A 26,416-nucleotide genomic window follows, 5' to 3' on the forward strand; every position below is an offset into this window, starting at 1 on the left:
CCGGGCCAGAACACGGATCGTCGAACGCCGGCAACCCTGCCCCGCGGCCGTGTCACCCCGACAACCCGGGGGCAGGGATACGTGCGATGGGCGCGGCGGTGGGCGCGGGGAGGGAATCCCACATGTCTCGAAACCGGAAGTTCAGCACCCGCGCCCTCGGCTTCGCCGCCGTCACCGGCGCCCTCGTTGCCGTCCCGTTCGGTCTCTCGGCCGGAACCGCCTCGGCCGCCACGCACAACTGGGACGGCGTCGCCCAGTGCGAGAGCGGCGGCAACTGGAGCATCAACACCGGCAACGGCTACTACGGTGGCCTGCAGTTCTCGCAGAGCACCTGGAACGCGCACGGTGGCGCGGGCTCCGCGCACACCGCCAGCAAGTCCGAGCAAATCCGGGTCGCCGAGAACGTGCTCGCCACCCAGGGCGTCGGCGCCTGGCCGAGCTGCGGCCGGTACCTGACCCAGGGCAGCTCGAACGATGTCGAGCCCGCCGCCGAGCCGGAGCAGGCCCCCGCGCCGGAGCCCGCCGCCCCCGCGCCCGCCCCCGGCAGCCCCGCGGCGCTGGTCGACCAGGCCAAGACCGCCGGTGGCGACCTGGCAAAGCAGTACGGCCTGGAGGGCCCCTTCCAGGCCCTGCTCGAGCAGAACGCCGGCCTGATCGACTCCATCGGACGGTAATTTCGGCGTACGACAGCGGGGCCCCGTCACCTGGTGACGGGGCCCCGCTGTCGTACTACCGGGCTACCGGTTGGCGTCCTGGTACGCCTTGACCGCGGCCTCCAGGTCGTCCAGCGCCTGGCCGAACTGCTCGAAGTTGCCGGTGCGCATGGCCGTGCGCGCCGCCTCGATCCTGCGGTTCAGGTCGGCGGCGGCGGCATCGCGGGCCGCCGTCGACGCGGGCGGCGGCGCGGTGCCGTTGCTCGCGGGCGGTGGCGTGCTGCCCTGCGCCGGCGGCGTGGAACCACTACCGGTGCCCGGCGGCACCGTGCCCGGCTTGGTGGCCACCCCGCCCGCACCGGGCAGGATCTGGTTCAGCGCCTCCTCCAGCGTGGGGGCGTAGCCGACCTTGGGGCTGTTCGACCCCGGCTCCTTGTAGCTGACCAGCACCTTGGCCAGCTGCGGGAAGGTCGCCGACGGCGGCGCGTTGCGCGGCTCGGTGTAGAGCGGCTCGACGTAGAGGATGCCGCCCTGAGCGATCGGCAGGGTGAGCAGATTGCCGTACTTGATGTTGTTCGACGCCAGCAGCGTGCGGTCGCTCGACACCGGCGGGAACGTCGTCATCGAGTTCTGCGTCTGCTGCGGGCCCTGGGTCTGCGAGTCGGTCGGCAACCGCAGGATGGTGAACTTGCCGTAATCCTGCGGGTCCGAGTGCACCGAGATGTAGGCCGAGAGGAACTGCCGGTTGTAGCCGACCATCGCGCTGGTCAGGTTGAACACCGGCTTCCCCGTCTCCGGGTCGCCCATCAGCATGTAGTAGGGCGGGAGCGCGCCGGTGCTTCCCTCCACCGTCGGGTCGGCGGGCACCGACCAGAAGGCGTTGTTGGTGAAGAACTCGCGCGGATCGTTCACGTGGTACTTGGCGAGCATCTCGCGCTGCACCTTGAACAGGTCGGCCGGGTAGCGGAAGTGCGCGCGCAGCTCGGGGCTGATCTCGCTCTCCGGCTTGACCACGCCGGGGAAGACGCCGCGCCACGCCTGCAGCACGGGGTCGTTCGCGTCCACCTCGTAGAGCGTGACGGTGCCGTCGTAGGCGTCGACGGTCGCCTTCACCGAGTTGCGGATGTAGCTGACCTCCTCGCGCGGCAGCATCCGGCCGGTCTTCTGGTCGATGCTGTCCTCGACCGCGCCCTCGAGCGAGGTGCGCTGCGAGTAGGGGTAGGCGTCCAGCGTGGTGTAGGCGTCGACGATCCACTTGATCCGGCCGTCGACCACCGTCGGGTAGACGTCGCCGTCGGCGGTCAGCCAGGGCGCCACCTTCTCGACCCGCTCGCGCGGGTTGCGGTTGAAGATGATCTTGGAGTCCGGGCCGATCGCGCTGGAGAGCAGGATGTTGCGCTCGGCGTACTTGGCGGCGAAGGCGAGCCGGTCGAACCAGTTCCCGATCGGGACGCCGCCCGCGCCCTCGTAGGTGAACTGCGCGATGTCGCTGTCGTACTCGCGCGGGCCCTGCCCGTCCACCTGGCCGACGATGGCGTAGTCGGCGTCGGTCTGCGAGATGAGCTCGCCGAAGTAGATGCGCGGCTGGTCGACCTCGATCAGCTGGTTCTCCTTCGGCGTGGCCAGGTCGCTGGTCACGGTGTACTCGGGGTAGCCGGTGTCGGTGCTGCCCGCGGCGGCCGCGTCCTGGGCGGGCGGGCGGTTCACCCGGTTCGCCGGGGCCGCGACGAAGCCGTCGCCGTGCGTGTAGACGGTGTGCCGGTTGATCCAGTCCGTCTGGTTGCCGGTCAGGCTGCTCGGGGTGAGCTCGCGCGCGCCGACGATGTAGTCCTGCACCTCGCCGTCGATGGTGTAGCGGTCGATGTCGAGCGGGTCGCGGAAGCCGTAGAAGTTCTTCAGCTGCTTCTGCTGGGTGAAGGTGCGGGAGAGGATGTTCGGGTCGAGCAGCCGGATCTTCTGGATGGTCTCGACATCGGCGGGCACGTCCACCGGGTTCTTGGTGCCGTCGCCCTTGTAGTCCTGGTAGTCGATCTTGTCGTCGGTGATGCCGTACGCCGTGCGGGTGGCGGCGATGTTCCGCTCGATGTACTCGCTCTCCTTGTCCGCCGCGTTCGGGCGCACCGAGAACTGCTCGACCAGCAGCGGGTACACCGAGCCGACCAGGATCGAGGAGAGCACGAGCAGCGCCGCGGCCATGGCGGGCACCCGCAGGTCGCGCAGCACGATGCCGGCGAAGAAGGCGATCGCGCAGATCACCGCGATGGCGAGCAGGATGAGCTTGGCCGGGAGCACCGCGTTGATGTCGGTGAACGAGCCGCCGAAGAAGGTGGGCTCCTTCCTGGCGCTGGAGAGCAGCTCGTACCGGTCGAACCAGTACGCCACCGCCTTGAGCAGCACGAAGATCCCGGCCAGCAGCGCGAGCTGCACCCTGGCGGCGGTGGTGAGCGTGCCCTCGCGGCCGCTCAGCCGCAGCCCGCCGAAGATGTAGTGCGTCACCAGGTTCGCGAAGAACGCGATCACCACGGCGACGAAGAGCCAGTTCAGCACCATCCGGTAGAACGGCAGGTCGAAGACGTAGAAGCCGACGTCGATGTGGAACTGCGGGTCCTCGGTGCCGAACGCGCCGCCGTTCAGGAAGAGCTGCAGCGTCACCCAGTTCGACTGCGCCACCAGCCCGGAGAGCAGCCCGAGCAGCACCGGGATGCCGATGCCGAAGAGCCGCAGCCTGCTCATCACCGTGGTGCGGTACCGCGCGATCGGATCGTTCGGCCCGGCGACCGGGACGAAGACCGGCCGCGAGCGGTAGGCGAGCAGCAGCGCCAGCCAGACCACGAGCCCGACGACGATGGCCACCGCGGCGAACAGCAGCAGCCGGCTGCGCAGCACGGTCAGGAAGACCCCCCGGTACCCCACCTCCCCGAACCACAGCCAGTTGGTATAGGTGTCGACCAGCCGGGGGCCGAGCAGCAGCAGAGCCGCGAGCACGACGGCCGCCACCAGCAGCACGCGGCTGCGTCGGGACAGTGATGGTAAGCCGGTGGGGGGCCGCATGCCCACGATGCCACGCTCCAGGGTCCGGGTGAATGTTGTGCGCGGGCCGTTGCCGGACCGCCCGAGCCCACTCTACGGAAATCGGACACCATGCCGGTGCCAGGGGCGAATTTGACAGGATGTGCGACGTGACCGCTGACCTGCACGCCGAACTCGCCCTCGCCCGCTCCGTCCGGGAGGTCGCCGAATTCGTGGACGCCGAGGGCTGGGACCGACCGCCGCAGATCTTCGCGCTGGTACCGACCGGCGACCTGGTCGTCGCCGAACCCGGGCTCGTCGATCAGCTGGATCAGGGCGCCGAGTACACCCCGATCGCGCAGGAGCCGTTCCCGGAGGACATCACCGGCGGGTCGTGGGCGCTCGACGAGTTCCTGGCGACCACCACCTGGCCGCCGAGCGTGAGCGGCTGCCTGCTGGTGCAGGAGATCGTGATCCTTCCGCCCGATGCCGAGACCGCGCTGGACGAGGCGCTGGCGCCGCTGCTCGCCGACCCGGAGGCCGCGGACGAGGCGGCGCGCACCGCCGCCGCCGAGCACCCGGGGCGGCGGGAGGCCAGGCTGTTCGCCGCGGTGCTGCGCGGCGGGACGTCGCTCTGCCTGCTCCAGGTGCGCCCGGACGAGGACGCGGAGAGCGACGACTTCGGCGACCTCGACCTGCGCACCTACCCCGGCCTCGCGCCGAACGTGATCGAGGCGCTCAGGCACACGCTCGACTGACGCCGGTCAGCGGCGCGGCGGGACCTCGCGGCCCGGTCGGCTCGCGGGCCGGACGCGCGGCACCCGCCGCGGCCCGGCCAGGGGCTCAGCCGCAGTTCGGGGTCTCGCGGCCCGCGGCGATGTCGGCGAGCGACTGGACGGCGCCGTTCAGCGTCTCCACCTTGACCAGCCGCAGCCCCTCGGGGGTGCGCTGCCTGGCCTCCGCGCAGTTGGCGGCGGGGACAAGGAAGGTCTCGGCGCCCTCGTCCGCGGCGGCCATCATCTTGTACTGGATGCCGCCGATGGGGCCGACCGCGCCCGCCTGGTCGATGGTGCCGGTGCCCGCGACGAAGCGGCCGTTGTCCAGCTCGCCGGGCGAGAGCTTGTCGATCAGCGCGAGGCTGAACATCAGCCCGGCGGACGGGCCGCCGATGTCAGCGAGGTTGAAGGTCACCTGCAGCGGCGGGCGCGCGCCCTCGGTCGGGGTGATCCCGAGGTACCCCTTGGCGGCGTCGTCCGGGCGCGAGCCGAGCGTGACCGAAAGCGTCTGCTCGGCGGCCTCCCGCCGCACGACCAGGCTCAGCACGTCGCCCGGCTTGCGTGCGGAGACCGCGTCCACCACGCCCTTGGGCGCGGTGATCGGCGTGCCGTCGATGCTGACGATCTCGTCACCGGGCCGCAGCACCCCGTTGGCCGGGCCGTCCTCGCCGACCTCGCCGATCAGCACCACGGTCGGCAGGTTCAGGAAGTGCAGCGCCGCCACCTCGGCCGAGGCCTCGGAGTTCTCGAATTCCTGCTGGTTGGAGCGGTCGATCTCCTCGCGCGGCACGCCGGGCGGGTAGACCTCGGCGCGCGGGACCAGGCCGTGCTCGCCGCTGACCCAGAAGCCGAACGCCTCGAAGATATTGAGCCGGTCGCGCACCGACACCGTGGTCATGTTCAGGTTGCCCGAGGTCGGATCCACCTCGGCGCCCTGCACATCCACCACCTGCTTGCCGTCCACCTCGCCGAGGGTGTTGAAGGTGGGGCCGGGCCCGAGCGCGACGAACGGCACCGTGCAGACACTGCCGGCGAGCCCGAGCACGAGGACGGGGACGAGCGCGGCCAGCAGAGTGAGGATGCGGCGATTCACCCGGCCCACAGTAATGAGCGGCGGGCACGCCGCTCGGCACCGGCCCGCCGCGATTTCGCGCTGCGCGAACACAGAGGTGGGGGAGGTTCCGCGTACCGTTGGGGCATGAGTGACACCCCGTTCGGCTTCTCGAACCGCGACGACGACGAGGAAAAGCGCGGCGACGAGCCCGGTGCCGGCAAGAGCGGCGATCCGGCGGGCGGCGCCCCGTTCGGCGCCGCGGGCAACCCCTTCGGCGGCGGCGCGGGCAACCCGTTCGGCTTCCTCTTCGGCGGCGCGGGCCCGGCCGGGGCAGGCGCGCCCGGCGCGGTCCCCGGCTTCGATCCGGCGCAGCTCGGGCAGATGTTCACCCAGCTCGGCCAGATGTTCAGCGGCGCGGGCACGCAGCCGGGCAGCGGCTCCGGCCCGGTGAACTACGACGTCGCCAAGCGGCTGGCCCGCCAGCAGCTCGGCACCGCCGGCAACCCGGTCTCCGAGCAGCAGAAGAAGGCCGTCGCGGACGCCGCGCACCTGGCCGAGCTCTGGCTCGACGGCGCGACAACGCTGCCCGCGGGCGCGACCCGCACCGTGGCCTGGACCGCGACCGAGTGGATCGAGCAGACCCTGCCGACCTGGCAGCGGCTCTGCGATCCGGTCGCCGAGCAGCTCGGCGGCATGTGGAGCAGCCAGCTACCGGAGGAGGCCAAGCAGTTCGCCGGGCCGCTGCTCGGCATGATGACGCAGATGGGCGGCATGGCCTTCGGCTCGCAGCTCGGGCAGGCGCTCGGCCAGCTGGCCAAGGAGGTGCTGACCGCCACCGACATCGGGCTGCCGCTCGGCTCGGACGGCACCGCCGCGCTGCTGCCGGCCGCCGTCGCCGAGTTCAGTGCCGGGCTCGAGCAGCCGGAGAGCGAGATCCTGGTCTTCCTCGCCGCCCGCGAGGCCGCGCACCAGCGGCTCTTCGCGCACGTCCCCTGGCTGCGCCAGCAGGTGCTCGGCGCGGTGGAGAGCTATGCGCGCGGCATCAGGATGGATTTCTCCGCGCTGGAGCAGGCCGCGCAGAACCTCGACCCGATGGCGCTGGCCGACCCGTCCAAGCTGGAGGAGATCCTCGCCGCGGGCGCCTTCGAGCCGCAGACGACGCCGGAGCAGAAGCAGGCGCTGGAGCGGCTGGAGACGCTGCTCGCCCTGATCGAGGGCTGGGTCCAGGTTGTGGTCGCCGAGGCGCTCGGCGACCGGCTGCCCGGCGCGGGCGCGCTGGCCGAGACGCTGCGGCGCAGGCGCGCCACCGGCGGCCCGGCCGAGCAGACCTTCGCCACCCTGGTCGGGCTGGAGCTGCGGCCGCGCAAGCTGCGCGAGGCCGCGGTGCTCTGGCAGCGGCTCACCGACGACGCCGGGGTCGACGCCCGCGACGGGGTCTGGGCGCACCCGGATCTGCTGCCCGGCTCGGACGATCTGGACGATCCGGCCGGCTTCATCGACGGCGTGCTCGGCGGCACCGCCTCCAGCTTCGACGACCCGCTCGCGCAGCTCGCCGCTACCGAGGAGCGCGAGCGCAGGGAGCAGGCGGAATCCCAGGGTGAGCCGGACCGCGACGACGAGTCCGGCAAGTCCTGAGCGAATGCCCCTGTGAACAGGGGAGATCCTGTGGATAACTCGCGCTCGCCGGCACCCGGCCGGACCGCGGAGTGGCAATACTGCGACCCATGACGCCACGACCGCGAGGACCCCTGCTACAGCCGGGGGTCGCCATCCTGGTACGCCCCTCCGGGTCGATCCAGCTCGGCTGGGATCCCGAACGCGCCGTCGTGCTGCGCCCGCCCGGCCTCGACCCCGCCGTCGTCGAGCGCTTCCTGCGCACGCTGGACGGACTGCAGACCCGGCCGCAGGTGCTCTGGCGGGCAGGCGAGCTCGGGCTCCGGCCGGAGCAGGCGGACGCCCTGCTCGACGCGGTGCAGCACGCCGGGCTGCTACTCCTCCCCGCCGACGGCCCCGCCCTGGTCCGCAGCGTGCGGGTGCACGGCCGCGGCCCGCTCACCGACCGGGTGCTGGACTGGTTGCGCGCCGAAGGCGTCGAGCCGGCCCGCTCGCCCGGCGGCTACCGCCGCGGTGAGGTGCGGGGCTGGCGCGAGGACCTGGTGATCCTCACCGACACCCTGGTCGTCGACCCGCGGCTCGGCGCCGAGCTGGTGCTGGCCAGGATCGCGCACCTGCCGGTCCGGATCCGGGACGGCCGCGGGGTCGTCGGGCCGCTGGTGCTGCCCGGCGCGACCAGCTGCCTGCGCTGCGCCGACCTGACCCGCAGCAGCGGCGACGCCGAGTGGCCGCACCTGGCCGCGCAGCTACTGGACCGGGTCGGCGCGGCCTCGCCCGCCATGGTCGTGCGGACCAGCGCGCTCGCGCTGACCGAGCTGGAGGCGATCTTCGCATGTTCCGCGCGCCGCGAGCCGGAGACGCTCGACGCGACGCTGGAGCCGGATCCCGATTCGCACGCGGTACACAGCAGGCGGTGGCCGGCGCACCCGGACTGCGGCTGCCGGCTCGTCGCGGCAGGTCCGGCCGCATGAGCTCGAGGCCGGATCGGGGGTGTGGCGCACAGACCACTGATTTTCATGGCACTGCAGGGGAGGTTTCGGCCATGATGGGAACTGTGTCCGACATTGCGCGCCGCAGCTCATCCCGCAACGCGAAGTTAGCCAAGATTCCACTCGGGATCGCCGGCCGCGCCGCCATGGGGTTCGGCAGGCGGCTGGCGGGCGGGGATCGCACCGAGATCAGCGCCGACCTGAACCAGAAGGCGGCCGAGCAGCTGTTCTCGGTCCTCGGCGAGCTCAAGGGCGGCGCCATGAAGTTCGGCCAGGCGCTGAGCGTCATGGAGGCGGCGGTCCCCGAGGAGTTCGGCGAGCACTACCGCGAGGCGCTGACCAAGCTGCAGGCCGCGGCACCGCCGATGCCGACCGCCACCGTGCACCGGGTGCTCGACCAGCAGCTCGGCACCCGCTGGCGGGAGCGGTTCAGCGAGTTCGACGACGAGCCGACGGCGTCGGCGAGCATCGGGCAGGTGCACCGCGCGGTCTGGTCGGACGGCCGCCAGGTCGCGGTGAAGGTGCAGTATCCCGGCGCCGACGAGGCGCTGCGCGCCGACCTCAAGACGCTCTCCCGGATGTCGGGGCTGTTCGCCTCGGTCATCCCCGGCGCGGACGTCAAACCCCTGCTCGCCGAGATCACCGAGCGCACCGAGGAGGAGCTGGACTACCGGAACGAGGCCGGGCACCAGCGCGCCTTCGCGAAGGCGTTCGCGGACCACCCGGACTACGTGATCCCGAAAGTTGTCGCGGGTTCGCCGAAGGTGATCGTGACCGAGTGGGTCACCGGCACCCCGCTCTCCGGCATCATCCGCACGGGCGCCGAGGATCCGGACGGCACGGTGGAGCTGCGCAACCGGGTGGCGGCGCTGCTCGGCGCCTTCCACTTCTCCTCGCCGAGGCGGGCCGGGCTGCTGCACGCCGATCCGCACCCGGGCAACTTCATGATGCTGCCGGACGGCAGGCTCGCGGTGATCGACTTCGGCGCCTGCGCCCCGCTGCCGAACGGCTTCCCGCCGGAGCTCGGCCGGATGCTGGCGCTCTCGGTGTCGGAGCGGTACGAGGAGCTGACCGCGCTCATGCACGACAACGGCTGGGTGATTCCCGGCCGCACGGTGACCGACCGGGAGATCGCCGACTACCTGCGCCCGTTCACCGACCCGATCAAGACCGACTCGTTCCACTTCACCCGGCGGTGGATGCAGCGGGTGGCGGGCAAGGCGACCGACATCTCCAGCTCGGAGATGAAAACCGCACGGGCGCTGCAACTCCCGGCGGAGTACGTGATGATCTTCCGGGTTCTCGGCGGCTCGATCGGGATCCTGGCCCAGCTCGACGCCGAGCTGCCCTTCATGCAGCTGGCCCGGGAGTGGCTGCCGGGCTTCACCGAGGAATCGTCGCTGCGCTGACCCCGTCAACCAACGAACCGCCCACCGGAAAACGGTGAGCGGTTCGTCGGCGGACAGTCGGGAAGCCGGGCCTCATGCCGGGATCGCGACCTTACGCGGCCGGCCACGCGGCCGCTTGCGGGCGATCACGACCCCCTGATCGAAGATCTCGCCACCCCAGACCCCCCACGGCTCGCGGCGGTCGATGGCGGCGCTCAGGCAGCGCTTGCGGATCGGGCAGCTGGCGCACAGTGCCTTGGCCTCTTCCAGCTGGACCGGGCTCTCGGCGAACCACAGGTCGGGGTCGCCCGCTCGGCAGGGCAGGGCGGCCACCGCGCAGGCGCGCGGGGACTGGGCCACGGTCAGGCATGTCACGTCAGTAGCGGCCTGTGGCCATTCCTGGGCGGTGAACACGTCGTTCTCCTTCAGCTCGTTGCAGCGGTTCGGGTGTTCGGTGCGAAACCGGTGCCACTGCGGCTGAAAGAGCCGGAGAATACTGGCCACGATTTCGCGCTGTGCGATCCGTGGCCAGGAGGTCGGGGAGAATTCCCTACCTAGGTCGACATCTCTGTCGAATCCTGATCACGGACGCTGGGTGTGCATTGCGGAGGCGTGCTGCCGCATTGCCGAGCTCCTCGGCGAATGCGGGCTGCCAGCCTGCACTGGGCTTGTCCTGCGAGATGGCGTAGACGGGCAGTCGCGTGCCGTGCGAATCGCAGACCTGCGCATTGCCGCCGCCGATACCGGACAGACCGATCCCCTGCACGGCGAGGATCCCCCGGGAGGCCGACATGGCTTTGCCCATCGCGCCGTCGACGCGCACGGCTTCGCCACCGCGCGGTGCGGTGCCGGTCCCGGTGCTGCCGAAGATCGTGATGTTGTCCACTGGTCTGCCTCCCTCCTGTACTCGTCGGATGTCGTGTTCGGTGTTCACCGGGTACGAGCCCGGCCAGGTGCGCGCGGGAGAGACCTCCCGTTGCGCGCTTCTCACCTTAAAGGTGCGCCCCATAACGCCACAACCTATTTTCTACCTGCAGTTTCAGGGGCGTTCGCCGGCTCGGCGGGAGTGGTATGGCGGCGCCGCGAGCGCACGATCGCGAGCACGTCGGCGCCGTACTGCTCGAGCTTGCCGGCGCCGACGCCGGCGATGCTCGCCAGCGCGGCGTCGTCGGCGGGCAGCTGCTCGGCGATGGCGGTGAGCGTGAGATCGGTGAAGACGGTGAACTCGCGCACCCGCATGGCCTCGGCCTTCTCCCCGCGCCAGTCCCGCAGCGCGCCGAGGAGCGCCTGGTCGAGCTCGGCCGGGCAGCGCCTGCAGCGGCCGAGCATGGTGGCGTAGGTGCCGATCAGCGGCTTGGCGCAGACCCGGCAGAGCGGGCGCTCGGTGGAGCGCGCCGGCGCCGCCGCCGCGGCGATCCGCGAGGCGGGCGATTCGTCGGGGACCAGGCCGTTGAGAAAGCGGGAGCGGCGGCGATTGCGCCTGCCGCCGGTGTTGCGGGCCAGCGCCCACGACAGCCGCAGGTGCTCGCGGGCGCGGGTGACGCCGACGTAGAGCAGCCTGCGCTCCTCCTCCAGCTGGTGCTGGTCGGAGACCGCGCCGTCGTCGCCGAGCACGTGCCCGATCGGCAGCGTGCCGTCGGTCAGCCCGACGAGGAAGACGGCGTCCCACTCCAGCCCCTTGGCGGCGTGCAGCGAGGCCAGCGTGACGCCCTGCACGGTGGGCGGGTGCCTGGCCTCGGAGCGGGCGGCCAGCTCGCGGAGCAACCCGGCCGCGTCCAGCTCGGGATCGTGCGTGACCAGCTCGTCGACCAGCCCGGCCAGCGCGGAGAGCCCGGACCAGCGCTCCCGCATGGTCGCCCCCGCCGGCTCCTCGGCGGTGAGCCCGATACCGGCCAGCTCGGCCCTGGTCAGGGTGGCCAGTCCGGCTCCGCTGCGGGATTCCGCAGGCAGGTCGTCGCGCCCGAAGGCCCGGCGCAGCGCCGAGACGCCCTGCTTGATCTCGGCCCTGGCGAAGAACGCCTCGCCGCCGCGCACCTGGTAGGCGATGCCGAGCGCGCCGAGCGCCTCCTCGTACGCCGCGGACTGGGCGTTGATCCGGAAGAGCACCGCGATCTCGGCCGCCGGGGTACCCGCCGCGATCAGCCGCTCGATCTCCTTCGCCACCGCGGCGGCCTCGGCCGGGGCGTCGTCGTACTCGGCGAAGACCGGCTCCGGGCCGTCCGCGCGCTGGCCGATGAGCTGCAGCCTGGTGCCCGCGATCCGGCCGCGGGCGGCGCCGATCACCCGGTTCGCCAGCGACACCACCTGCGGGGTCGAGCGGTAGTCGCGCTCCAGCCGGACCACGGTGGCCTCCGGGAAGCGCCGGGAGAAGTCGAGCAGGTAGCGCGGGCTGGCGCCGGTGAAGGAGTAGATGGTCTGGTTGGCGTCGCCGACGACGGTGAGGTCGTCGCGCTCGCCGAGCCAGGCGTCGAGCACCCGCTGCTGCAGCGGGGTGACGTCCTGGTACTCGTCCACCACGAAGCTGCGGTAGCGCTCGCGGAACTCGTGGGCCACCGACGGGTAGTCCTCCAGCGCGGCCGCGGTGTGCAGCAGCAGGTCGTCGAAATCGAGCAGCATGCCGTCGGCGGAGGACTTGGCGGTCTCGTAGGCGTCGTAGACCCTGGCCACCCGCAGCGCCTCGCGGGGGGTGTCGCGGCGGCGCTCGGCGACCGCGGCCGGGTAGTCCTCCGGCGCGATCAGCGAGGCCTTCGCCCACTCGATCTCGCTCAGCAGGTCGCGCACGCTCTCCACGTCCGAGGGCAGCCCCTCGGCGTGCGCGGCCTTCGCGACCAGCGGGAACTTGTTGTCGATGAGCCGCCACGGCACGTCGCCGACGATCTGCGGCCAGAAGTAGCGCAGCTGCCGCAGCGCGGCGGCGTGGAAGGTGCGGGCCTGCACCCGGCCCGCGTCGCCGCCGAGCCCGAGGCCGCGCAGCCGCCCGCGCAGCTCCCCCGCCGCCCGCGCGGTGAAGGTGACAGCGAGCACCTGGTCGGCCTTGACGTGCCCGGCCGAGACCAGGTGTGCGATCCGGTACGTGATGGTGCGGGTCTTGCCGGTGCCCGCGCCCGCGAGCACGCACAGCGGCCCGCGCGGCGCGCGCACGGCGGCGGCCTGCTCGGGGTCGAGCGCGGCGAGGTCGAAGGGGGGCACGGCTCCCATCATGGCAGTGCGCGCCGACAGGTCCCGGCGGGAACAGGTTCGGCCGCGGCGGCGTTGTTCCGGTCGTGAGTGACGCAACCCCGCAGCTGACCATGTACTCGACCACCTGGTGCGGCTACTGCCGCAGGCTGAAGAAGCAGCTGGACGAGAACGGCATCACCTACGCCGAGGTCGACATCGAGCAGGATCCCGCCTCCGCCGAGTTCGTCGGCTCCGTCAACAACGGCAACCACGTGGTGCCGACGGTGAAGTTCGCCGACGGCTCCACCGCCACCAACCCGACGCTGGTCGACGTCAAGCGCATCCTGGCGGGCATCTCCTCGTGAACTAGACGCCCGCCCACGACTCCACGATGGTGCGGGCGATCGAGATGCTGCTGGGCAGCAGCAGCCGGGAGCCGCTCTCCCGCGCGGACCAGTCGCCCTGCTCCAGGGCTTCCCTGACCTCCGCGCGGGTGAACCAGTGCGCCTCGGCGATCTCGCCGTCGGAGAAGACCAGCTCCTCCTCGGGGTCGCCGACGGCGGCGAAGCCGAGCATGAGCGAGCGCGGGAACGGCCACGGCTGGCTGCCCAGGTAGGTGATGTCGCGCACGTGCACGCCCACCTCCTCCAGCATCTCCCGCTCGACGCAGCGCTCCAGCGACTCGCCCGCCTCGACGAAGCCGGCGAGCAGCGAGAACAGGGTGGGCGGCCAGCTGTGCTGGCGGGCGAGCAGCACCCGGTCGCCGCCGTCGTGGATCAGGCAGATCACCGCGGGGTCGATGCGCGGGAACTCCTCGTGCCCGGCCTCGGTGGTCCGGGACCAGCCGCCCCTGCTCGTCGCCGTCGTCGCGCCGTCGGCGCCGCTGAAGCCGGCCTTGTCGTGCCAGTTCAGCAGGGCCATGGCCGCGGTGAGGATGCCCGCGGTGTAGTCGTCCAGGTCGCCGGCGAGGGCGCGCAGGTCGGTGAGGTCGCCGGTGAGCTCGGGCTCCCGGATCGCCCAGAGGTGCCTGCCGTCGGGGTCGGTGCCGAGGAAGACCGCGTTCGGGCTCGGCTCGGCCGAGTAGTCGACGGCGGGCTCGAGCACCAGCGCGCCCGCGGTGCGGCGGAACCGGCCGCGCCGATCGACGTGCAGCAGCAGCGCCCGGGCCCAGCCCTCCTTCAGCGCCTGCTCATCGGCCCTGATGTGCTCGGCCCGATCGATCGTGGAACGCGACAGCAGCGGAACATCCTTGAGCGTGAAAGACACGCGTCGAGCCTAGCGTGCGGCTATTTCGCGACGCGTTTGATGTAGAGCAGCTTGTCGCCGGTCTCGATCGCGTCCACCTCGGGCTCGCCCACCCGGATCAGGTCGCCACCGCGCACGACACCGAGCACGATGTCGCTGAGGTGCCGCGGCGAGCCGCCCACCTCGGAGAGCTCCACCTCGCGCTCGGCCACCGCGAAGCCGTGCTCCGGGGTGAGCAGGTCCTCCATCATCTCCACCACCGACGGGGTGGTGGTCGCGATGCCGAGCAGCCTGCCCGCGGTCTCCGAGGAGACGACCACCGAGTCGGCGCCGGACTGCCGCAGCAGGTGGATGTTCTCCGCCTCGCGGATGGCGACGACGATCTTGGCCTTCTTGTTCAGCTCGCGGGCGGTCAGCGTGACCAGCACCGCGGTGTCGTCACGGTTGGTGGCGACCACCACTGAGCTGGCGTTCTGCAGCCCGGCCAGGCGCAGCACGTCGGACTGGGTGGCCGAGCCGTGCACGGTGACCAGCCCGGCGTTGGCGGCGGCCTCCAGCGCGGTCAGGTCGGTGTCGACCACGACGATGTCGCCGGGCTGGACGTTGTCGCCGAGCATGGCGTCGATCGCCGTGCGGCCCTTGGTGCCGTAGCCGACGACGACGGTGTGGTTGCGCACGCGGTGCCTCCAACGCTGGATCTTGAACGCCTGCCGGGACCGCTCGGTCAGCACGCCGAGGGTGGTGCCGACCAGCACGATGAGGAAGAGGACCCGCAGCGGGGTGATGACGATGATGTTGACCAGCCTGGCCTCCGGCGAGATCGGGGCGATGTCGCCGTAGCCGGTGGTCGAGAGCGAGACGGTGGCGTAGTAGAACGCGTCGAGGAAGGAGAGCTCGTCGCCGGAGTTGTCGCGGTAGCCGTCCCGGCCGAGCCAGACCACGAAGGCGGCGAAGAAGAGCAGGAAGACCGCGAACAGCACCCGGCGGGTGAGCGAGATCCACGGGCTGCTCTGGATCTCCGGGATGCGCAGCACGCCGACGAGCGCGAAATCCGGGCGCCCGGTCAGCCCGACGGCACGCGGCCGCAATCGCAGATCGGCGAAGACCCGCCCGCTTCGTTCGCCGGGCCGATCCTCGCGGAGCCCAGCATCTTCCTCCGGCACAGGACGGCAGCCTAACCGATGCCGGGGACGGCGGCGGGGCTCGACGCGAACGGGGGGCGAATGTCAGGGTGAACCATGGCAACCACCACCGACCCCGCCCGCCGTCCCGCGCTGCTGCTCGCAGGCGGGCTGGCCGGCGCGGGCGTGATGCACTTCGTCACCCCCAAGTTCTTCGACTCGATCGTGCCGCCCGCGCTGCCGGGGCAGGCGCGCACCTACACCTACGCCTCCGGGGTCGCCGAGCTCGCCGTGGCAGGCACCCTGCTGGTACCGCGGAGCAGGGGGCTCGGCGGCAAGCTCGCCGCGCTGCTCTTCCTCGCGGTGTTCCCGGCGAATGTGCAGATGGCGGTGGACGTGGTGACGAATCCCAAGGCGTCGCCGCTGTTCAAGCTGGGCTCGATCCTGCGGCTGCCGCTGCAGATTCCGATGATCACGACCGCGCTCTCGGTGAGCCGCAAGGCACGGGGCTGAGTTCTCCTCCCGGCCGGGAGGCGCGCGCTTCGCGGCGGATCGCCGCACCGGCGAGGGGCGCCGCCGGGCCGCGGTCCGATCACCGCTCGGCTCCCGCACGGCAGGCACCTCTTGCGCCGTGGCCTCAGCCCTCCGGGTCCTCGTCGATCCGGTCGCCCGCGTTGCCGACCGTTTCCGCCTCGCGGGCGGGCGCGGCGGCGCGGACGAGTTCGGCGAGCTCTTCCGGGCCCGCCAGGCCGGTGGGGGCGACGGTGCGGCCGGTGCGGACGTAGTAGAAGGCGGCGGTGACCTTGTCGAGCAGCTCGGCCTCGGTGGCGCCGGTGCGCCCGGCCATGAGCCGGGCCCAGGCGACGCGGTAGACCGCGAGCTGCATCGCCAGCGCGGGCTCGTCGGCGTTGTCCGGCTCGGCGCCGGTCTTCCAGTCGACGACGGTCCAGCCGTCCGCGTCGGCGAAGACGGCGTCCATCCGGCCGCGGACGACGGTGCCCGCGATGGTGGTCTCGAAGGGGATCTCGACGTCGATCGGGGAGCGGTTGGCCCAGGCCGAGCCGAGGAAGCGCTCCTGCATGCGGGCGAGTTCGGCATCGCCACCCTCAGCGCCCGCGTCCGCCGCGCCGGGCAGATCGTCCAGGCCGGGGAGCTGGTCGGCGGCGAACCAGCGCTGCACCCAGGCGTGGAAGGCGGTGCCGCGGCGCGCCATCGGGTTCGGCGGGTACGGCAGCGGTCTGCGCAGCCGGGCCGCCAGCGCGGCCGGGTCGGCGCGCAGGTCGACAAGGGCGGTGGCCGGAATCCGGCCGGGCAGCTCGACCTCCCGCTCCCCCGTCGCCCGCTCGGCGGCGATCTCGGCGAGCAGCGCGTCCACGTCATCGGCCCAGCCGTCCGGGTCGGGTTCGGTGTCGGACCCCGCTGCCACACTGGGGTCGTCCGGGCTCGACGACCCAGGGGGGACGGCATGATCGGAATCTTCGGCGCGCAGGCGGGCGAGTGCGTTCCGCACCCGCTCGGCCCCGCCGGTCACCGCGGCGCGCCGGTGCCCGAGCGGGTCGCGCGGCCAATCGGCGCCGATCGGCTCGTCGGTGAGCGGGTTCTCCGCGCCGTCCGGCGGCGGGTCGGCCCACTGCGCCTGCTCCAGCAGGCCGTCTGCCGCCTCGCCCGCCGCCCGCAGCTCGAGCAGGAAGTCCGACGGGCCCTTCGGTTTCGAGCCGGTCTCCGCCCACCAGAAGCCGGAGACCAGCAGCACCCGCTCGGTGCGGGTGAGCGCCACGTAGAAGAGCCGCCGCTCCTCCTCGAGCCGGCGGGCGCCGAGCGCCTCCCTGTGCTCGGCGATGGCCCGATCCAGGTCGGCGCGGTCGCCGAGGTCGAGCAGGTCGAGCACCGGGACGCCGTCCACCGACTCCGCGGAGGCCCGGTCGCCGCGCAGCGCGGTCGGCAGCTCGGCGGGGGCGCCGAGCCAGGTCGAGGAGCCGGTGCCGGAGGGGAAGACGCCCGCCGCGACGTGCGGCACCGCGACCACCTCCCACTCCAGCCCCTTGGCGGCGTGCACGGTGAGGATCTGCACCCGGTCCTTGGCGACCTCGATCTCGCCGGGCTCCAGCCCGTTCTCCACCGACTCGGCCGCGGTGAGGAAGGCGAGCAGCCCGGCCAGCGTGGCATCGGAGTCGGCGGCGTAGCCGGAGACCACGTCGGCGAAGGCGTCCAGGTGCTCGCGGCCCGCGCCCGCGCCGAGCATGGCCCGCCTGGCCTGGGTCTCCACCGCGACGCCGATGGTCCGCTCGACGTCGGCGACCAGTTCGGTGAGCGGCTGCCCGGCCCGCTCGCGCAGCGCCGCCAGTTCCCGTGCGAGCGCGGCGATCCTGGCGTACCCCTGCTCCGAGTAGTTGGTCGCCGGGCCTGGGTCGGCGACGGCGTCGGCCAGCCCGGCCTGCTCGGCCGGCTCCGGCGCCACGTCGCGCAGCGCCGCGGCGAGCCCGGCGGCGTCGGTGATGTCGCCCCCGGCCTCGCCCTGGCGGCGGGCAATGGAGAGTTCGCGGGCGCGCCTGGCCAGCGCGGCGACATCGGCGATGCCGAGCTGCCAGCGGGCGCCGGTGAGCACCCGCAGCGCGGCGCTGCCCGCGCCCGGCTCCGCGATCAGCCGCAGGGTGGCGACCACATCGGCGACCTCGGGGGCGGCGAGCAGCCCGCCGAGCCCGACGATCTCCACCGGCAGGTCCCGCTCGCGCAGCGCCTCGGCCAGCGGGGCGGCGTCGGCGTTGCGGCGTACCAGCACCGCCGAGGTCGGCGGCGGCTCGCCTGCCGCGCGCTTGGCCCGCCACTCCGCGGCCACCCGCTCCGCGACCCAGTCCCGCTCGGCGGTGACGGTGTCGGTGAGCGCGAGCGCCACCGTGCCCGGCCCGGCGTGCGGGGCGGCGCGCAGCTGCGCAACGGTGACGCCGCCCGCGTCGATCGCCGCGCGCCGCAGCGGCTCCGAGATCAGGTTGGCCAGCACCAGCGGCTCCGGCGGGTTGCGCCAGCTGGTGAGCAGCGAGAGCGTCGGAGCGGGCACGCCGGGCGCGGCGGGGAAGTCGGTGGTGAAGCGCGGCAGGTTGGCCGCGGAGGCGCCGCGCCAGCCGTAGATGGACTGCATGGGGTCGCCGACCGCGGTCACCGCGAGCGGGAGCCGGTCCGCTTCCCGCTGCGGGCCGTCGCCGCCGAAGAGCGCCGCGAGCAGGATGCGCTGGGCGTGGCCCGTGTCCTGGTACTCGTCGAGCAGCACCAGCCGGAAGCGGTCGCGCTCGGCGGCGCCCACCTCGGGGTGCTCGGCGGCGAGCCGGGCGGCGAGCGACATCTGCGAGCCGAAGTCCAGCGCGCCGCGCTTGCGCAGCGCCTCGGCGAGCCTGCGCACCAGCGGAAGCAGCGCGACCCGTTCGCGCTGCGCGCCGACGATGTCCTGCAGGCTCTTGCTCGGCCCGCCGCGCTGCCGCGGCCCCGCCGGCAGCGTGAACACCAGCTTCTCCAGCTCGGTGTGCGCCTCGGCCAGCTGCTCCGGCTCCACCAGGTGCTCGGCGAGCTGGCCGCTCAGCGCGAGCACCGCCTCGGTCACCGAGACCGGGGTGCGGTCGGTGTCCAGCTCGCCCTCCCAGCTCCGCACCACCTGGTGCGCGAGCTGCCAGAGCTGGGTCTCGGTGAGCAGGGTGGCGGACGGCTCGACCGGGAGCAGCAGGCCGTGCTCGGTGAGCAGCCTGCCCGCGTACGAGTGGTAGGTGCTGATCTCCGGCTCCGCGCCGGCCAGCAGGGTGCGCAGCTCGCCGCCGGGGTCGAGGTCGCGGAGCAGGGGTGCGCCTGCCAGCCGGGCCAGCCGGGTGCGGATCCTGGCGGTGAGCTGCTGCGCGGCCTTGCGGGTGAAGGTCAGGCCGAGCACCTGGTCGGGGGCGACGAGGTGGTTGGCGACCATCCAGACCACCCGGGCGGCCATGGTCTCGGTCTTGCCCGCGCCTGCCCCCGCGACCACGAGGGCGGGGCCGGGCGGGGCCGCGATCACCGCCGCCTGCTCGTCGGTCGGCGGGGGGAGGCCGAGTGCGTCGGCCAGTGCGTGCGGGGTCACGGCCGGGCCGGGGTACGCGCCTGCGGCGCTCACTCGTCGGTCACCTGCCTCCCCGTGTCGCGCGTCGGGCAGCACCCGGTGACCGGGCAGTGCCTGCATCCGTCGTTGCGGACGGCGCGGAAGCCGGGGCCCTTGGTCGCGCCCGCCGCATCGTGCACGGTATCGCGCCAGCCGTCCAGTGCCTCGTCGGTCAGCGGGGGCTGGGCGCGTTCGGCCGCCCCCTGCTTGGTGTTCGGGACGGCCACGTAGACCAGCCGGGCCCCGCCGGGGGCTTGTGGTTCGGTCGCGGTGCCCGCACTGGGCTCGGGGCCGGAAACGGCACCCGTGGCCGCGCCGTCGCCAGCCGCTGCCTCGCCCCCGGGCGCGGCCTCGCCGGAGTTGGCGGGGGGACCGGCATCGGGGCTGTCGGCGGCCGCCGCGGCGGCGAGGGCGGCGTCGATGGCGCCCGCGGCTACGGCTACCTGGTAGGTGGCGAGCTGGGCGTGGTCGGCGGCGGCCTGCCGGGTGACCGGGCTCTTGCCGGTCTTGACGTCGACGATGACGAACCGGCCGTCGGCATCGCGCTCCAGCCGATCCACCCGGCCGCGGATGCGCACCGGCGGCTCGCCCTCGCCACGGGCGGGCAGCAGGCAGTCCACGGCGATCTCCACCCCGGCCTGGGTGAGCTCGGCGCGGGTGGCGCGGAACCAGGCGAGGAAGTTCTCCAGCATGCCCTCGGTGCGGCGCAGCTCCTGGCGCGAATGCCAGCCGTTGCCCGGCTCGACATTGGCCCACGCCTCGTAGAGCGCCGCCCGCACCCGCTCCTCCGGCACCTTCCCGGCCAGCGCCTGTACCAGGGTGTGCACCAGGTTGCCCTTGAGCGCGTACGGGTTCTCGCCGTCGCTGCCGCCGTTGCGCTCGAGCGCCCAGCGCAGCGGGCAGGTGCGCAGCAGCTCGACGGTGGATGGCGAGAGGTTCACCGGGGTGCCGTCGTCGGCCCAGAGCGGCTCGGCGGTGCTCGGCGCGCCGGTGCCGTACCACTCGTCCGGGTGCGTGCCGCGCACCCCGGCGGCGGCCAGCCGGGCCAGCTGGTGCGCGGCCCGGTCGCGCCGCTCCCCGTCCGCCTCCGGATCGCAGACGACGCCGCGCAGCTCGGCGACGAGCGCGTGCAGCACCAGCGCGCGGCCCGGATCGGCCACCGGGAGCACCCCCGGCTCGCCGTCGTCGCTGTGCCCGAGCAGCTCGGTGAGGAAGCGCGACGGCACCAGATCCCGGTCGCCGGTGACCGATTCGACCGCCGTGACCAGCAGCGAGCGCCGCGCCCGGCTGCACGCGACCAGCAGCAGCCTGCGCTCCTCGGCCAGGATCGGCGCCGCCCGGCTGACCCGCTCGCCCGCGCCGGAGACCCCGCCGTACAGGTCGACCAGGTCCTCGGTGTGCAGCAGGGTGCCGCGCGGGCGCGGGTTGGGCCAGAGCCCCTCCTGCACCGCGGCCACCGCGACCACGTCCCACTCGCGGCCTGCGGCGGCGTGCGCGCTGAGCAGCTCGACGGCCTCGCCGGGGGCGGCCGGGGCGGAGAACTCCTGCGGGATCTCCTGCTGCCGCACGTACTCGACGAACCCCTCGAGGCTGGCCCGCGGCAGCCGGTCGACGTAGGCGGCGGCCGCGTCGAAGAGCCCGACCGCGGCGTCCAGGTCGCGGTCGGCCTGCATGCCGACGGCGCCGCCGCGCTCGGACTGCGCGACCCAGCGGCGCTCCAGCCTGGAGCCGGTCCACAGCGCCCAGAGCACGTCCTCGACGGCGCCGCCGCGGCTGCGGGCTGCCCTTCCGCGCTTCAGCGCGGCGAGGGTGCGGCGCAGCGGGGCCGACTCGACCTCGGTGAGCCGGGCCAGCAGGGCGCTGTCGCCGGTGCCGACGATGATGTCGCGCAGCGCCTCCGCGGACGAGCGGTCGTCCGGCTCCGGTTCGCGGTCGAGCGCGGCGCGGCGGATGCCCCGGCGGAGTCTGCGCAGCGCGATCTGGTCGGCGCCGCCGAGCGGGCCCGCGAGCAGGTCGAGCGCGTCCTCCGGCTCGAAGAGCTGGGCGGTGGAGCCGTCGGGGCCGCGCCGGGTCTCGTCGCCGGCGAGCAGGGCGCGGACCGCGAGCAGCAGCCAGGCGGCGCCGCGCCTGCGCGCCAGCGGGACGTCGGGGGCGGGCTGGTGCACGGGGACGCCCGCCGCGAGCAGGGCGCGGCGCAGCGGGGCGAGCGAGGCGGGCACCGAGCGCAGGATCACCGCCATCCGCGACCACGGGACGCCGTCGCTCAGGTGCGCGCGGCGCAGGTGGTCGGCGACCAGCGCCGCCTCCTTCGCCGGCGTCGACAGCACCCGGACCCGCACCTCCGCGGGAGGGAGGTCGTCCTCGGTCGGCTCGCCGTCGATGTCGAGCGCCGATTCCACCACCCGGTGCGGCGGATTCCCGGGCAACCGCCCGGCGATGCGGGCGACCGCGAGCTCGATCGGGCCCTCGGTGCGGTGGTTGCGGCGCAGCAGAATCCGCCGGTCGGCGGGGGCACCCGGGTCGGCGATGAAGGCGGGGTCGGCGCCGCGGAAGGTGAAGACGGCCTGGTCGGGGTCGCCGGCGAGGACGGTGGTGGCCGATCCGGTGCCGATCACGCGCACCAGCAGCGCGGCCTGCGGGTCGAGGTGCTGCGCGTCGTCGACGAGCAGGTAGCGGATGCGCTCACGCTCCTCGGCGAGCAGCTCGGGGTCGGCGGCGAGCGCGTCGAGCGCGGCGCCGACGAGCTCGGCGGCGTCCAGCGCGGGCGCGCTCGCCTCCGGCGCCTCCACCCCGACCGACCAGCGCAGCAGCAGCGACTCCTCGAACCGGCGGGCGAACCGCCCGGCCGCCACCCACTCCTCGCGGTCGTGCTCGCGGCCGAGCCGGACCAGGTCTTCCGGGCCGAGCCCGCGCTCGGTGGCGCGCAGCATGAGGTCGCGCAGCTGGTCGGCGAAGCCTGCCAGCCCGAGCGCGGGCTGCAGCCGCTGCGGCCAGAGCCGGGCGCCGGCGGCCATGTCGAGCAGGTCGCCCTGCAGCAACTCGCGGACGACGGCGTCCTGCTCGGCACCGGTGAGCAATCGGGGCGGTGGATTGCCGTGCCTGGTGGCGTGGCTGCGCAGGATGCCGAAGGCGTAGGAGTGCAGGGTGCGGGCCAGCGGCTCGCGGCTGGCGCCGGGCACGCCGCCCTCGTCGGCGCCGTCCGGGCGCAGCCGGGCCGTGACGGCGTCCCGCAGGGTGTTCGCCGCCTCCTTCGAGTAGGTGACGACCAGCACCGATCCCGGGTCGACGCCCGCCGCGATCCGCTCCGCCGCGTACTCGACCAGCAGCGTGGTCTTGCCGGTGCCCGGCCCGCCGAGCACCTGCCACGGCCGCCACCCCGGCCGGACCGACCCCGCCTCCTCGGCGGCGAAGAGCGCGCGCACCTCGGCGCCCCGGACGGGGATCCGGGGCGCGGTTATCCGCCGGCGAACGAGCCGCACCGCGCTATCCGATCGCACCACGCCGGCTATTCCAACAGACGCCCCCGACAGCTCCACTTCGGCGGCCGCCGCGACACCGCCGTTCGACACGCGTCAAAATGATCGGATGCCCGATCTGCACGTCCATCGCTTCGGTCCGGAGACCGGCCGGGTCGTCCTCGCGCTGCACGGCGTGACCGGGCACGGCAGACGCTGGGAGGCGCTCGCCGACGAGCACCTGCCCGAGCTCCGCGTGCTCGCGCCCGACCTGCGCGGGCACGGCCGCTCGACCGGGGTGCCGCCGTGGAACTTCGAGACGGTGGTCGCCGATCTCGTCGCGCTGCTGGAGGCGGAGGGCACCGGGCCGGTGCTGCTGGTCGGGCACTCGTTCGGCGGGGCCTGCGCGCTGCACCTCGCGCACCGGCGGCCGGACCTGGTGCGCAGCCTGGTGCTGCTGGACTCGGCGATCGGGCTGGAGCCGGAGCGGATGCTCGACATCGCGCTCGCCTCGCTGGCGCACCCGGACTACGACAGCGTGGCGCAGGCGCGCCGGGACAAGCGGGAGACCGGGTGGGGCTCGGTCGCGCCGCGGCTGCTGGAGGCGGAGCTGGCGGAGCACCTGGTGCCGACCGCGAACGGGCAGGTGGGGTGGCGGATGAGCCTTCCGGCGGTGAACTCCTACTGGGGGCAGCTGGCGCGCGGGTACGTGCTGCCGCCCGCGGAGCTGCCGACCGTGCTGGTGCAGGCCATGCGGGTGCAGCCGCCGTTCCTCACGACGGAGTTCCAGGCGGCGATCTCCGAGCGGCTCGGGTCGAATTTCCGGCTGCTGCAGTGGGACTGCGATCACATGGTGGCGCAGGAGCTGCCCGCCGAGACGGCGGCGCTGATCCGGTCGATGCTGTGACGACCGGTGACGAGCAGATCGAGCGAGTGCGGGCGCTGGTGGCCGCGGTCCCGGCCGGGCGGGTGACCACCTACGGCGACCTGGCCGCGGCGGCGGGGCTCTCCAGCCCGCGCACGGTCGGCTGGATCATGCGCACCGACTCCGGCGACCTGCCCTGGCACCGGGTGCTCGGCGCGAGCGGGCGCCCGGCCGCGCACCTCGCCGAGCGGCAGTTGCGGCTGCTCGCCGCCGAGGGGGTGCCGATCGTCGACGGGCGAGTCCGGCTGCGGGCGGCGCGGCACCGGTTCGCCGAGCTGGACTGAGCGTTCGGGCGGGCGGCGGCCGTCGCGCACCGCTCCGCCGCGCCGCACGCGACCGCGGCGTTCGGCCTCGGGGACGGAATCCGCGCACTACCGTGGGGACATGTCCACCCGCCTGGTGTACGTCGCGGTCCGCGCGCAGCGCCCGCGGGCGCTCGCGGAGTTCTGGGCCCGGCTGCTCGGCTGGACCGTGACCCTCGACCGCGGCGACCGGGTCGACATCGCCCCGCCGGACCCCGGCCTGCCCGGCCCGGCGCTCACCTTCCGCGCGGCTCCGCCGGACGCGCCCGCGCACGCGGCCCCCAACCGCCTGCACCTCGACCTCGCCTCGTACAGCCCGCGCCAGCAGGACGACCGCGTGCGCCTGGCACTGGAGCTGGGCGGCGCCCACCTGGACATCGGCCAGGGCGCGGTGCCGTGGGTGGTGCTCGCCGACCCGGAGGGCAACGAGTTCTGCGTGCTGGAGCCGCGGCCGGAGTACACGGGCACCGGCGCGCTGGCCGCGGTGGTGGTCGGCGCGGCGACGCCCGCCCGGCTGGCGGCGTTCTGGTCGCTGGCATCGGGGTGGCCGGTCGCGCGGGACGGCGCGGTGGCCGGGCTGCGCTCGCCCACCGAGCTGGGCGCCTGGCTGGAGTTCATCCCGCATCCGGGGCCGGGCGACGACCGGCTGCACCTGGAGCTCGGGACGCGCGCGGGTACCGCCGCGGCCGAGCGGCTCACCGCCGCGGGCGCCGTCGCGCGGCCGGATGGCGGCACCCGCTTCCTCGACCCGGAGTGCAATCCGTTCTGTCTGGTCGAGGCCGAGCGCGGGAAGCCGACGAACTAGCATCGCCCGCATGGGGAACCGCGCCGCACAACCGCCGGAGCGGGCCGACGCGGTCGTGCTGGCCGGCGGCCGGGCGAGCCGGATGGGCGGCGTCGACAAGCCGGGCATCGTGGTCGGCGGCCGGTCGCTGCTCGACGCCGCGCTGGCCGCGGTCGCCGGATGTGCGCGGATCGCGGTGGTCGGCCCGGAGCGCGCGGGGCTCGGCCCGGCCGTGCACCAGACCAGGGAGCAGCCGCCCGGCTCCGGCCCGGTCGCGGCGCTCGCCGCCGGGCTGGCCGCGCTCGGGGCGGAGCCTGCGCCGCTGGTGGTCGTGCTCGCCGCGGACCTGCCCTTCCTCACCGCCGACACCGTGCGGCGGCTCATCGAGCACCTCGGCGCGGCGGACGCGGCCTTCGCGGCGGATCGGGACGGCCGCCCGCAGTACCTGATCGGGGTGTGGCGGCGCAGTGCGCTCGATGCCGCGCTCGCCGGGCTCGGCTCGCCGGTGAACCACCCGATGAAGGCGCTGGTCCCGGCCGCGAGCACGGTGCTCGAGCTGCCGGGCACCGACGACTGCGACACCGCCGAGCAGGTGCTGCGCGCCCGCACCGTGCTCGGCGACACCCTCGACGACGCCCGCGCCGCCCTGCGCACCGGCCTGACCCCGCTGCCCGCGCGCGGCACCGCGCTCGCCGCCGCCCGCGGCGCCGCGCTGGCCGAGCCGCTGCGCGCCGCGGGCCCGCTCCCCCGCTTCGACGTCTCCGCGATGGACGGGTACGCCGTCGCCGGGCCCGGCCCGTGGCGGATCCGCCGCGATATCGGGTACGCGGGCGGCGAACGCCCCGCCGGGCTGGAGCCGGGCGAGGCGGTACGGATCGCCACCGGCGCGCACGTCCCCGACGGGACCACCCGCGTCGTCCGCGACGAATTCGCCGGCCTGCTCCCCGGCACGGCCGCCGATCCACAGCAGGCCCGCACGGATACACTCGCGCTGCTCCCCGACTCCCCGCTCCGCGACGACATCCGCCACCGGGGCGAGGACCGCGCGCCCGGCGACGAGATCGCCCCGGCGAACACCCCGATCACCACGGCGCTGATCTCCGCCGCCGCCTCGGTCGAGGTCACCACCGCCACCGTGCGCGGCCCGGTCCGCGCTCGAATCGTGATGACCGGCGACGAGATCCGCGCCGACGGCCCCCTGCACGCGGGCCAGACCAGGGACTCCATCGGCCCCGTCCTCCCCGACCTCCTCGCGACCTGCGGCATCACCACCGTCGACCGCGTGCACCTGCGCGACACCGCGCACGGCTTCGACGCCGTCCTCGACGCCGCGCACGACCGCGACCTGCTGGTCGTCGTGGGCGCGACCGGCGGCGGCGCGGCCGACCAGCTGCGCGGCGCGGTGGCGAGGGCGGGCGCGCGCATCCTCGTTCCCCGCCTCCGCCTCCGCCCCGGCGGCTCCACCCTCGTGGCCGAGACACCGGGCGGCACAACGATTCTCGGCCTCCCCGGCAACCCCTACGCCGCGGTGGCGACCCTGCTCGCGCTGGCCCCCGCCCTCGTCTCCGGCCGCACCGGCGCCACCCCGAACCGCACCCTGCGCGGCCCCCTGCACAACGCCGCCGAGATCGCGGCCGCGGTGCCGCGCGTCGTCCCGGCCAGGTACGCCCCGGGGGGCGGATTCCTCGGCGACCCCGCCATCCGCACCGCCCACCTCGGCGGGCTGGTCGGCCGCGACGGGCTGGTGGTGGTCCCGGCGGGCGCCGCCGACGGCGCGCTCGTCGAGTTCCTGCCACTTTCCCGCTGATTCGATCCCGGCGGGCACCGCGGG

20 protein-coding genes are annotated in these 26,416 nt (G+C 74.1%); 11 read left to right on the top strand and 9 right to left on the bottom strand.

Translation table 11 applies throughout. From position 1 onward, the window contains the following. The first annotated feature begins 122 nt into the window (after positions 1-122). A complete protein-coding gene (locus LTT61_RS12320) occupies positions 123-674 on the top strand; it encodes a transglycosylase family protein (RefSeq protein ID WP_233020073.1) in 552 nt (183 codons plus the stop codon). Positions 675-737: 63 nt separating this feature from the next. On the opposite strand, the gene LTT61_RS12325 is transcribed toward LTT61_RS12320, so the two are convergent. Then, positions 738-3,710: a UPF0182 family protein gene (locus LTT61_RS12325; protein ID WP_233020074.1), complete on the bottom strand. Its 2,973-nt coding sequence runs from the start codon at positions 3,708-3,710 to the stop codon at positions 738-740. Between the two features lie 113 nt (positions 3,711-3,823). Between LTT61_RS12325 and LTT61_RS12330 the strand changes: the two genes are divergently transcribed. Continuing rightward, positions 3,824-4,420 (top strand): PPA1309 family protein, encoded by a 597-nt coding sequence (locus tag LTT61_RS12330; RefSeq protein ID WP_233020075.1) that lies wholly within the window; start codon positions 3,824-3,826, stop codon positions 4,418-4,420. A gap of 85 nt (positions 4,421-4,505) precedes the next feature. Here LTT61_RS12330 and LTT61_RS12335 read toward each other — a convergent pair whose 3' ends face one another. Further along, positions 4,506-5,531 (bottom strand): PDZ domain-containing protein, encoded by a 1,026-nt coding sequence (locus tag LTT61_RS12335; RefSeq protein WP_233020076.1) that lies wholly within the window; start codon positions 5,529-5,531, stop codon positions 4,506-4,508. A 105-nt stretch (positions 5,532-5,636) separates the two neighbouring features. On the opposite strand from LTT61_RS12335, the gene LTT61_RS12340 reads away from it, so the two are divergent. The 3 genes from LTT61_RS12340 (at position 5,637) to LTT61_RS12350 (ending at position 9,504) form a co-directional block, all read left to right on the top strand. Next, positions 5,637-7,127: a zinc-dependent metalloprotease gene (locus LTT61_RS12340; protein WP_233020077.1), complete on the top strand. Its 1,491-nt coding sequence runs from the start codon at positions 5,637-5,639 to the stop codon at positions 7,125-7,127. A gap of 89 nt (positions 7,128-7,216) precedes the next feature. Then, a complete protein-coding gene (locus LTT61_RS12345; RefSeq protein WP_233020078.1) occupies positions 7,217-8,077 on the top strand; it encodes a hypothetical protein in 861 nt (286 codons plus the stop codon). 71 nt (positions 8,078-8,148) lie between these two features. Further along, the gene (locus tag LTT61_RS12350) at positions 8,149-9,504 is read left to right on the top strand and encodes an ABC1 kinase family protein (protein WP_233020079.1); all 1,356 of its coding nucleotides are present in this window, start codon (positions 8,149-8,151) and stop codon (positions 9,502-9,504) included. A 72-nt stretch (positions 9,505-9,576) separates the two neighbouring features. Here LTT61_RS12350 and LTT61_RS12355 read toward each other — a convergent pair whose 3' ends face one another. The 3 genes from LTT61_RS12355 to LTT61_RS12365 all read right to left on the bottom strand — a co-directional run bounded on the left by LTT61_RS12355 (position 9,577) and on the right by LTT61_RS12365 (position 12,681). After that, positions 9,577-9,897 carry a WhiB family transcriptional regulator gene (locus LTT61_RS12355; RefSeq protein ID WP_378650884.1) on the bottom strand — a complete coding sequence of 107 codons (321 nt, stop codon included), beginning with the start codon at positions 9,895-9,897 and terminating at the stop codon, positions 9,577-9,579. 136 nt (positions 9,898-10,033) lie between these two features. Further along, the gene (locus LTT61_RS12360) at positions 10,034-10,369 is read right to left on the bottom strand and encodes a hypothetical protein (protein ID WP_233020080.1); all 336 of its coding nucleotides are present in this window, start codon (positions 10,367-10,369) and stop codon (positions 10,034-10,036) included. A gap of 134 nt (positions 10,370-10,503) precedes the next feature. Then, complete coding sequence (locus LTT61_RS12365; protein WP_233020081.1) at positions 10,504-12,681, bottom strand: ATP-dependent DNA helicase UvrD2; 2,178 nt, start codon at positions 12,679-12,681, stop codon at positions 10,504-10,506. Between the two features lie 92 nt (positions 12,682-12,773). On the opposite strand from LTT61_RS12365, the gene LTT61_RS12370 reads away from it, so the two are divergent. After that, positions 12,774-13,007 carry a mycoredoxin gene (locus tag LTT61_RS12370; protein ID WP_233020974.1) on the top strand — a complete coding sequence of 78 codons (234 nt, stop codon included), beginning with the start codon at positions 12,774-12,776 and terminating at the stop codon, positions 13,005-13,007. A 1-nt stretch (position 13,008) separates the two neighbouring features. Here the strand turns inward: LTT61_RS12370 and nudC are convergent, their stop codons facing one another. Both nudC and LTT61_RS12380 read right to left on the bottom strand, forming a co-directional pair. Next, a complete protein-coding gene (gene nudC, locus LTT61_RS12375) occupies positions 13,009-13,908 on the bottom strand; it encodes an NAD(+) diphosphatase (protein WP_233020082.1) in 900 nt (299 codons plus the stop codon). Positions 13,909-13,928: 20 nt separating this feature from the next. Then, positions 13,929-14,981 carry a potassium channel family protein gene (locus LTT61_RS12380; protein ID WP_233020975.1) on the bottom strand — a complete coding sequence of 351 codons (1,053 nt, stop codon included), beginning with the start codon at positions 14,979-14,981 and terminating at the stop codon, positions 13,929-13,931. A gap of 144 nt (positions 14,982-15,125) precedes the next feature. Here LTT61_RS12380 and LTT61_RS12385 point away from each other — a divergent pair, with 144 nt between their 5' ends. Continuing rightward, positions 15,126-15,521, top strand: coding sequence for a hypothetical protein (locus LTT61_RS12385; protein WP_233020083.1), 396 nt, complete (start codon positions 15,126-15,128; stop codon positions 15,519-15,521). 124 nt (positions 15,522-15,645) lie between these two features. Here the strand turns inward: LTT61_RS12385 and LTT61_RS12390 are convergent, their stop codons facing one another. Then, positions 15,646-19,200 (bottom strand): ATP-dependent helicase, encoded by a 3,555-nt coding sequence (locus LTT61_RS12390; protein ID WP_233020084.1) that lies wholly within the window; start codon positions 19,198-19,200, stop codon positions 15,646-15,648. Then, positions 19,131-22,598, bottom strand: coding sequence for an ATP-dependent helicase (locus tag LTT61_RS12395; protein WP_420094774.1), 3,468 nt, complete (start codon positions 22,596-22,598; stop codon positions 19,131-19,133). The genes LTT61_RS12390 and LTT61_RS12395 overlap by 70 nt, the downstream gene beginning before the upstream one ends. A 106-nt stretch (positions 22,599-22,704) precedes the next feature. Between LTT61_RS12395 and LTT61_RS12400 the strand changes: the two genes are divergently transcribed. The 4 genes from LTT61_RS12400 (at position 22,705) to LTT61_RS12415 (ending at position 26,392) form a co-directional block, all read left to right on the top strand. Beyond that, entirely contained in the window at positions 22,705-23,481 is a 777-nt protein-coding gene (locus LTT61_RS12400; protein ID WP_233020085.1) for an alpha/beta hydrolase, read from the top strand. Beyond that, the gene (locus LTT61_RS12405) at positions 23,478-23,783 is read left to right on the top strand and encodes an MGMT family protein (protein ID WP_233020086.1); all 306 of its coding nucleotides are present in this window, start codon (positions 23,478-23,480) and stop codon (positions 23,781-23,783) included. The genes LTT61_RS12400 and LTT61_RS12405 overlap by 4 nt, the downstream gene beginning before the upstream one ends. Positions 23,784-23,883: 100 nt before the next feature. Next, a complete protein-coding gene (locus tag LTT61_RS12410) occupies positions 23,884-24,606 on the top strand; it encodes a VOC family protein (protein ID WP_233020087.1) in 723 nt (240 codons plus the stop codon). Positions 24,607-24,616: 10 nt separating this feature from the next. After that, complete coding sequence (locus tag LTT61_RS12415) at positions 24,617-26,392, top strand: NTP transferase domain-containing protein (protein ID WP_233020088.1); 1,776 nt, start codon at positions 24,617-24,619, stop codon at positions 26,390-26,392. Positions 26,393-26,416 lie beyond the last annotated feature (24 nt).

Source organism: Nocardia asteroides, from assembly GCF_021183625.1.
Lineage (GTDB): Bacteria > Actinomycetota > Actinomycetes > Mycobacteriales > Mycobacteriaceae > Nocardia > Nocardia asteroides_A.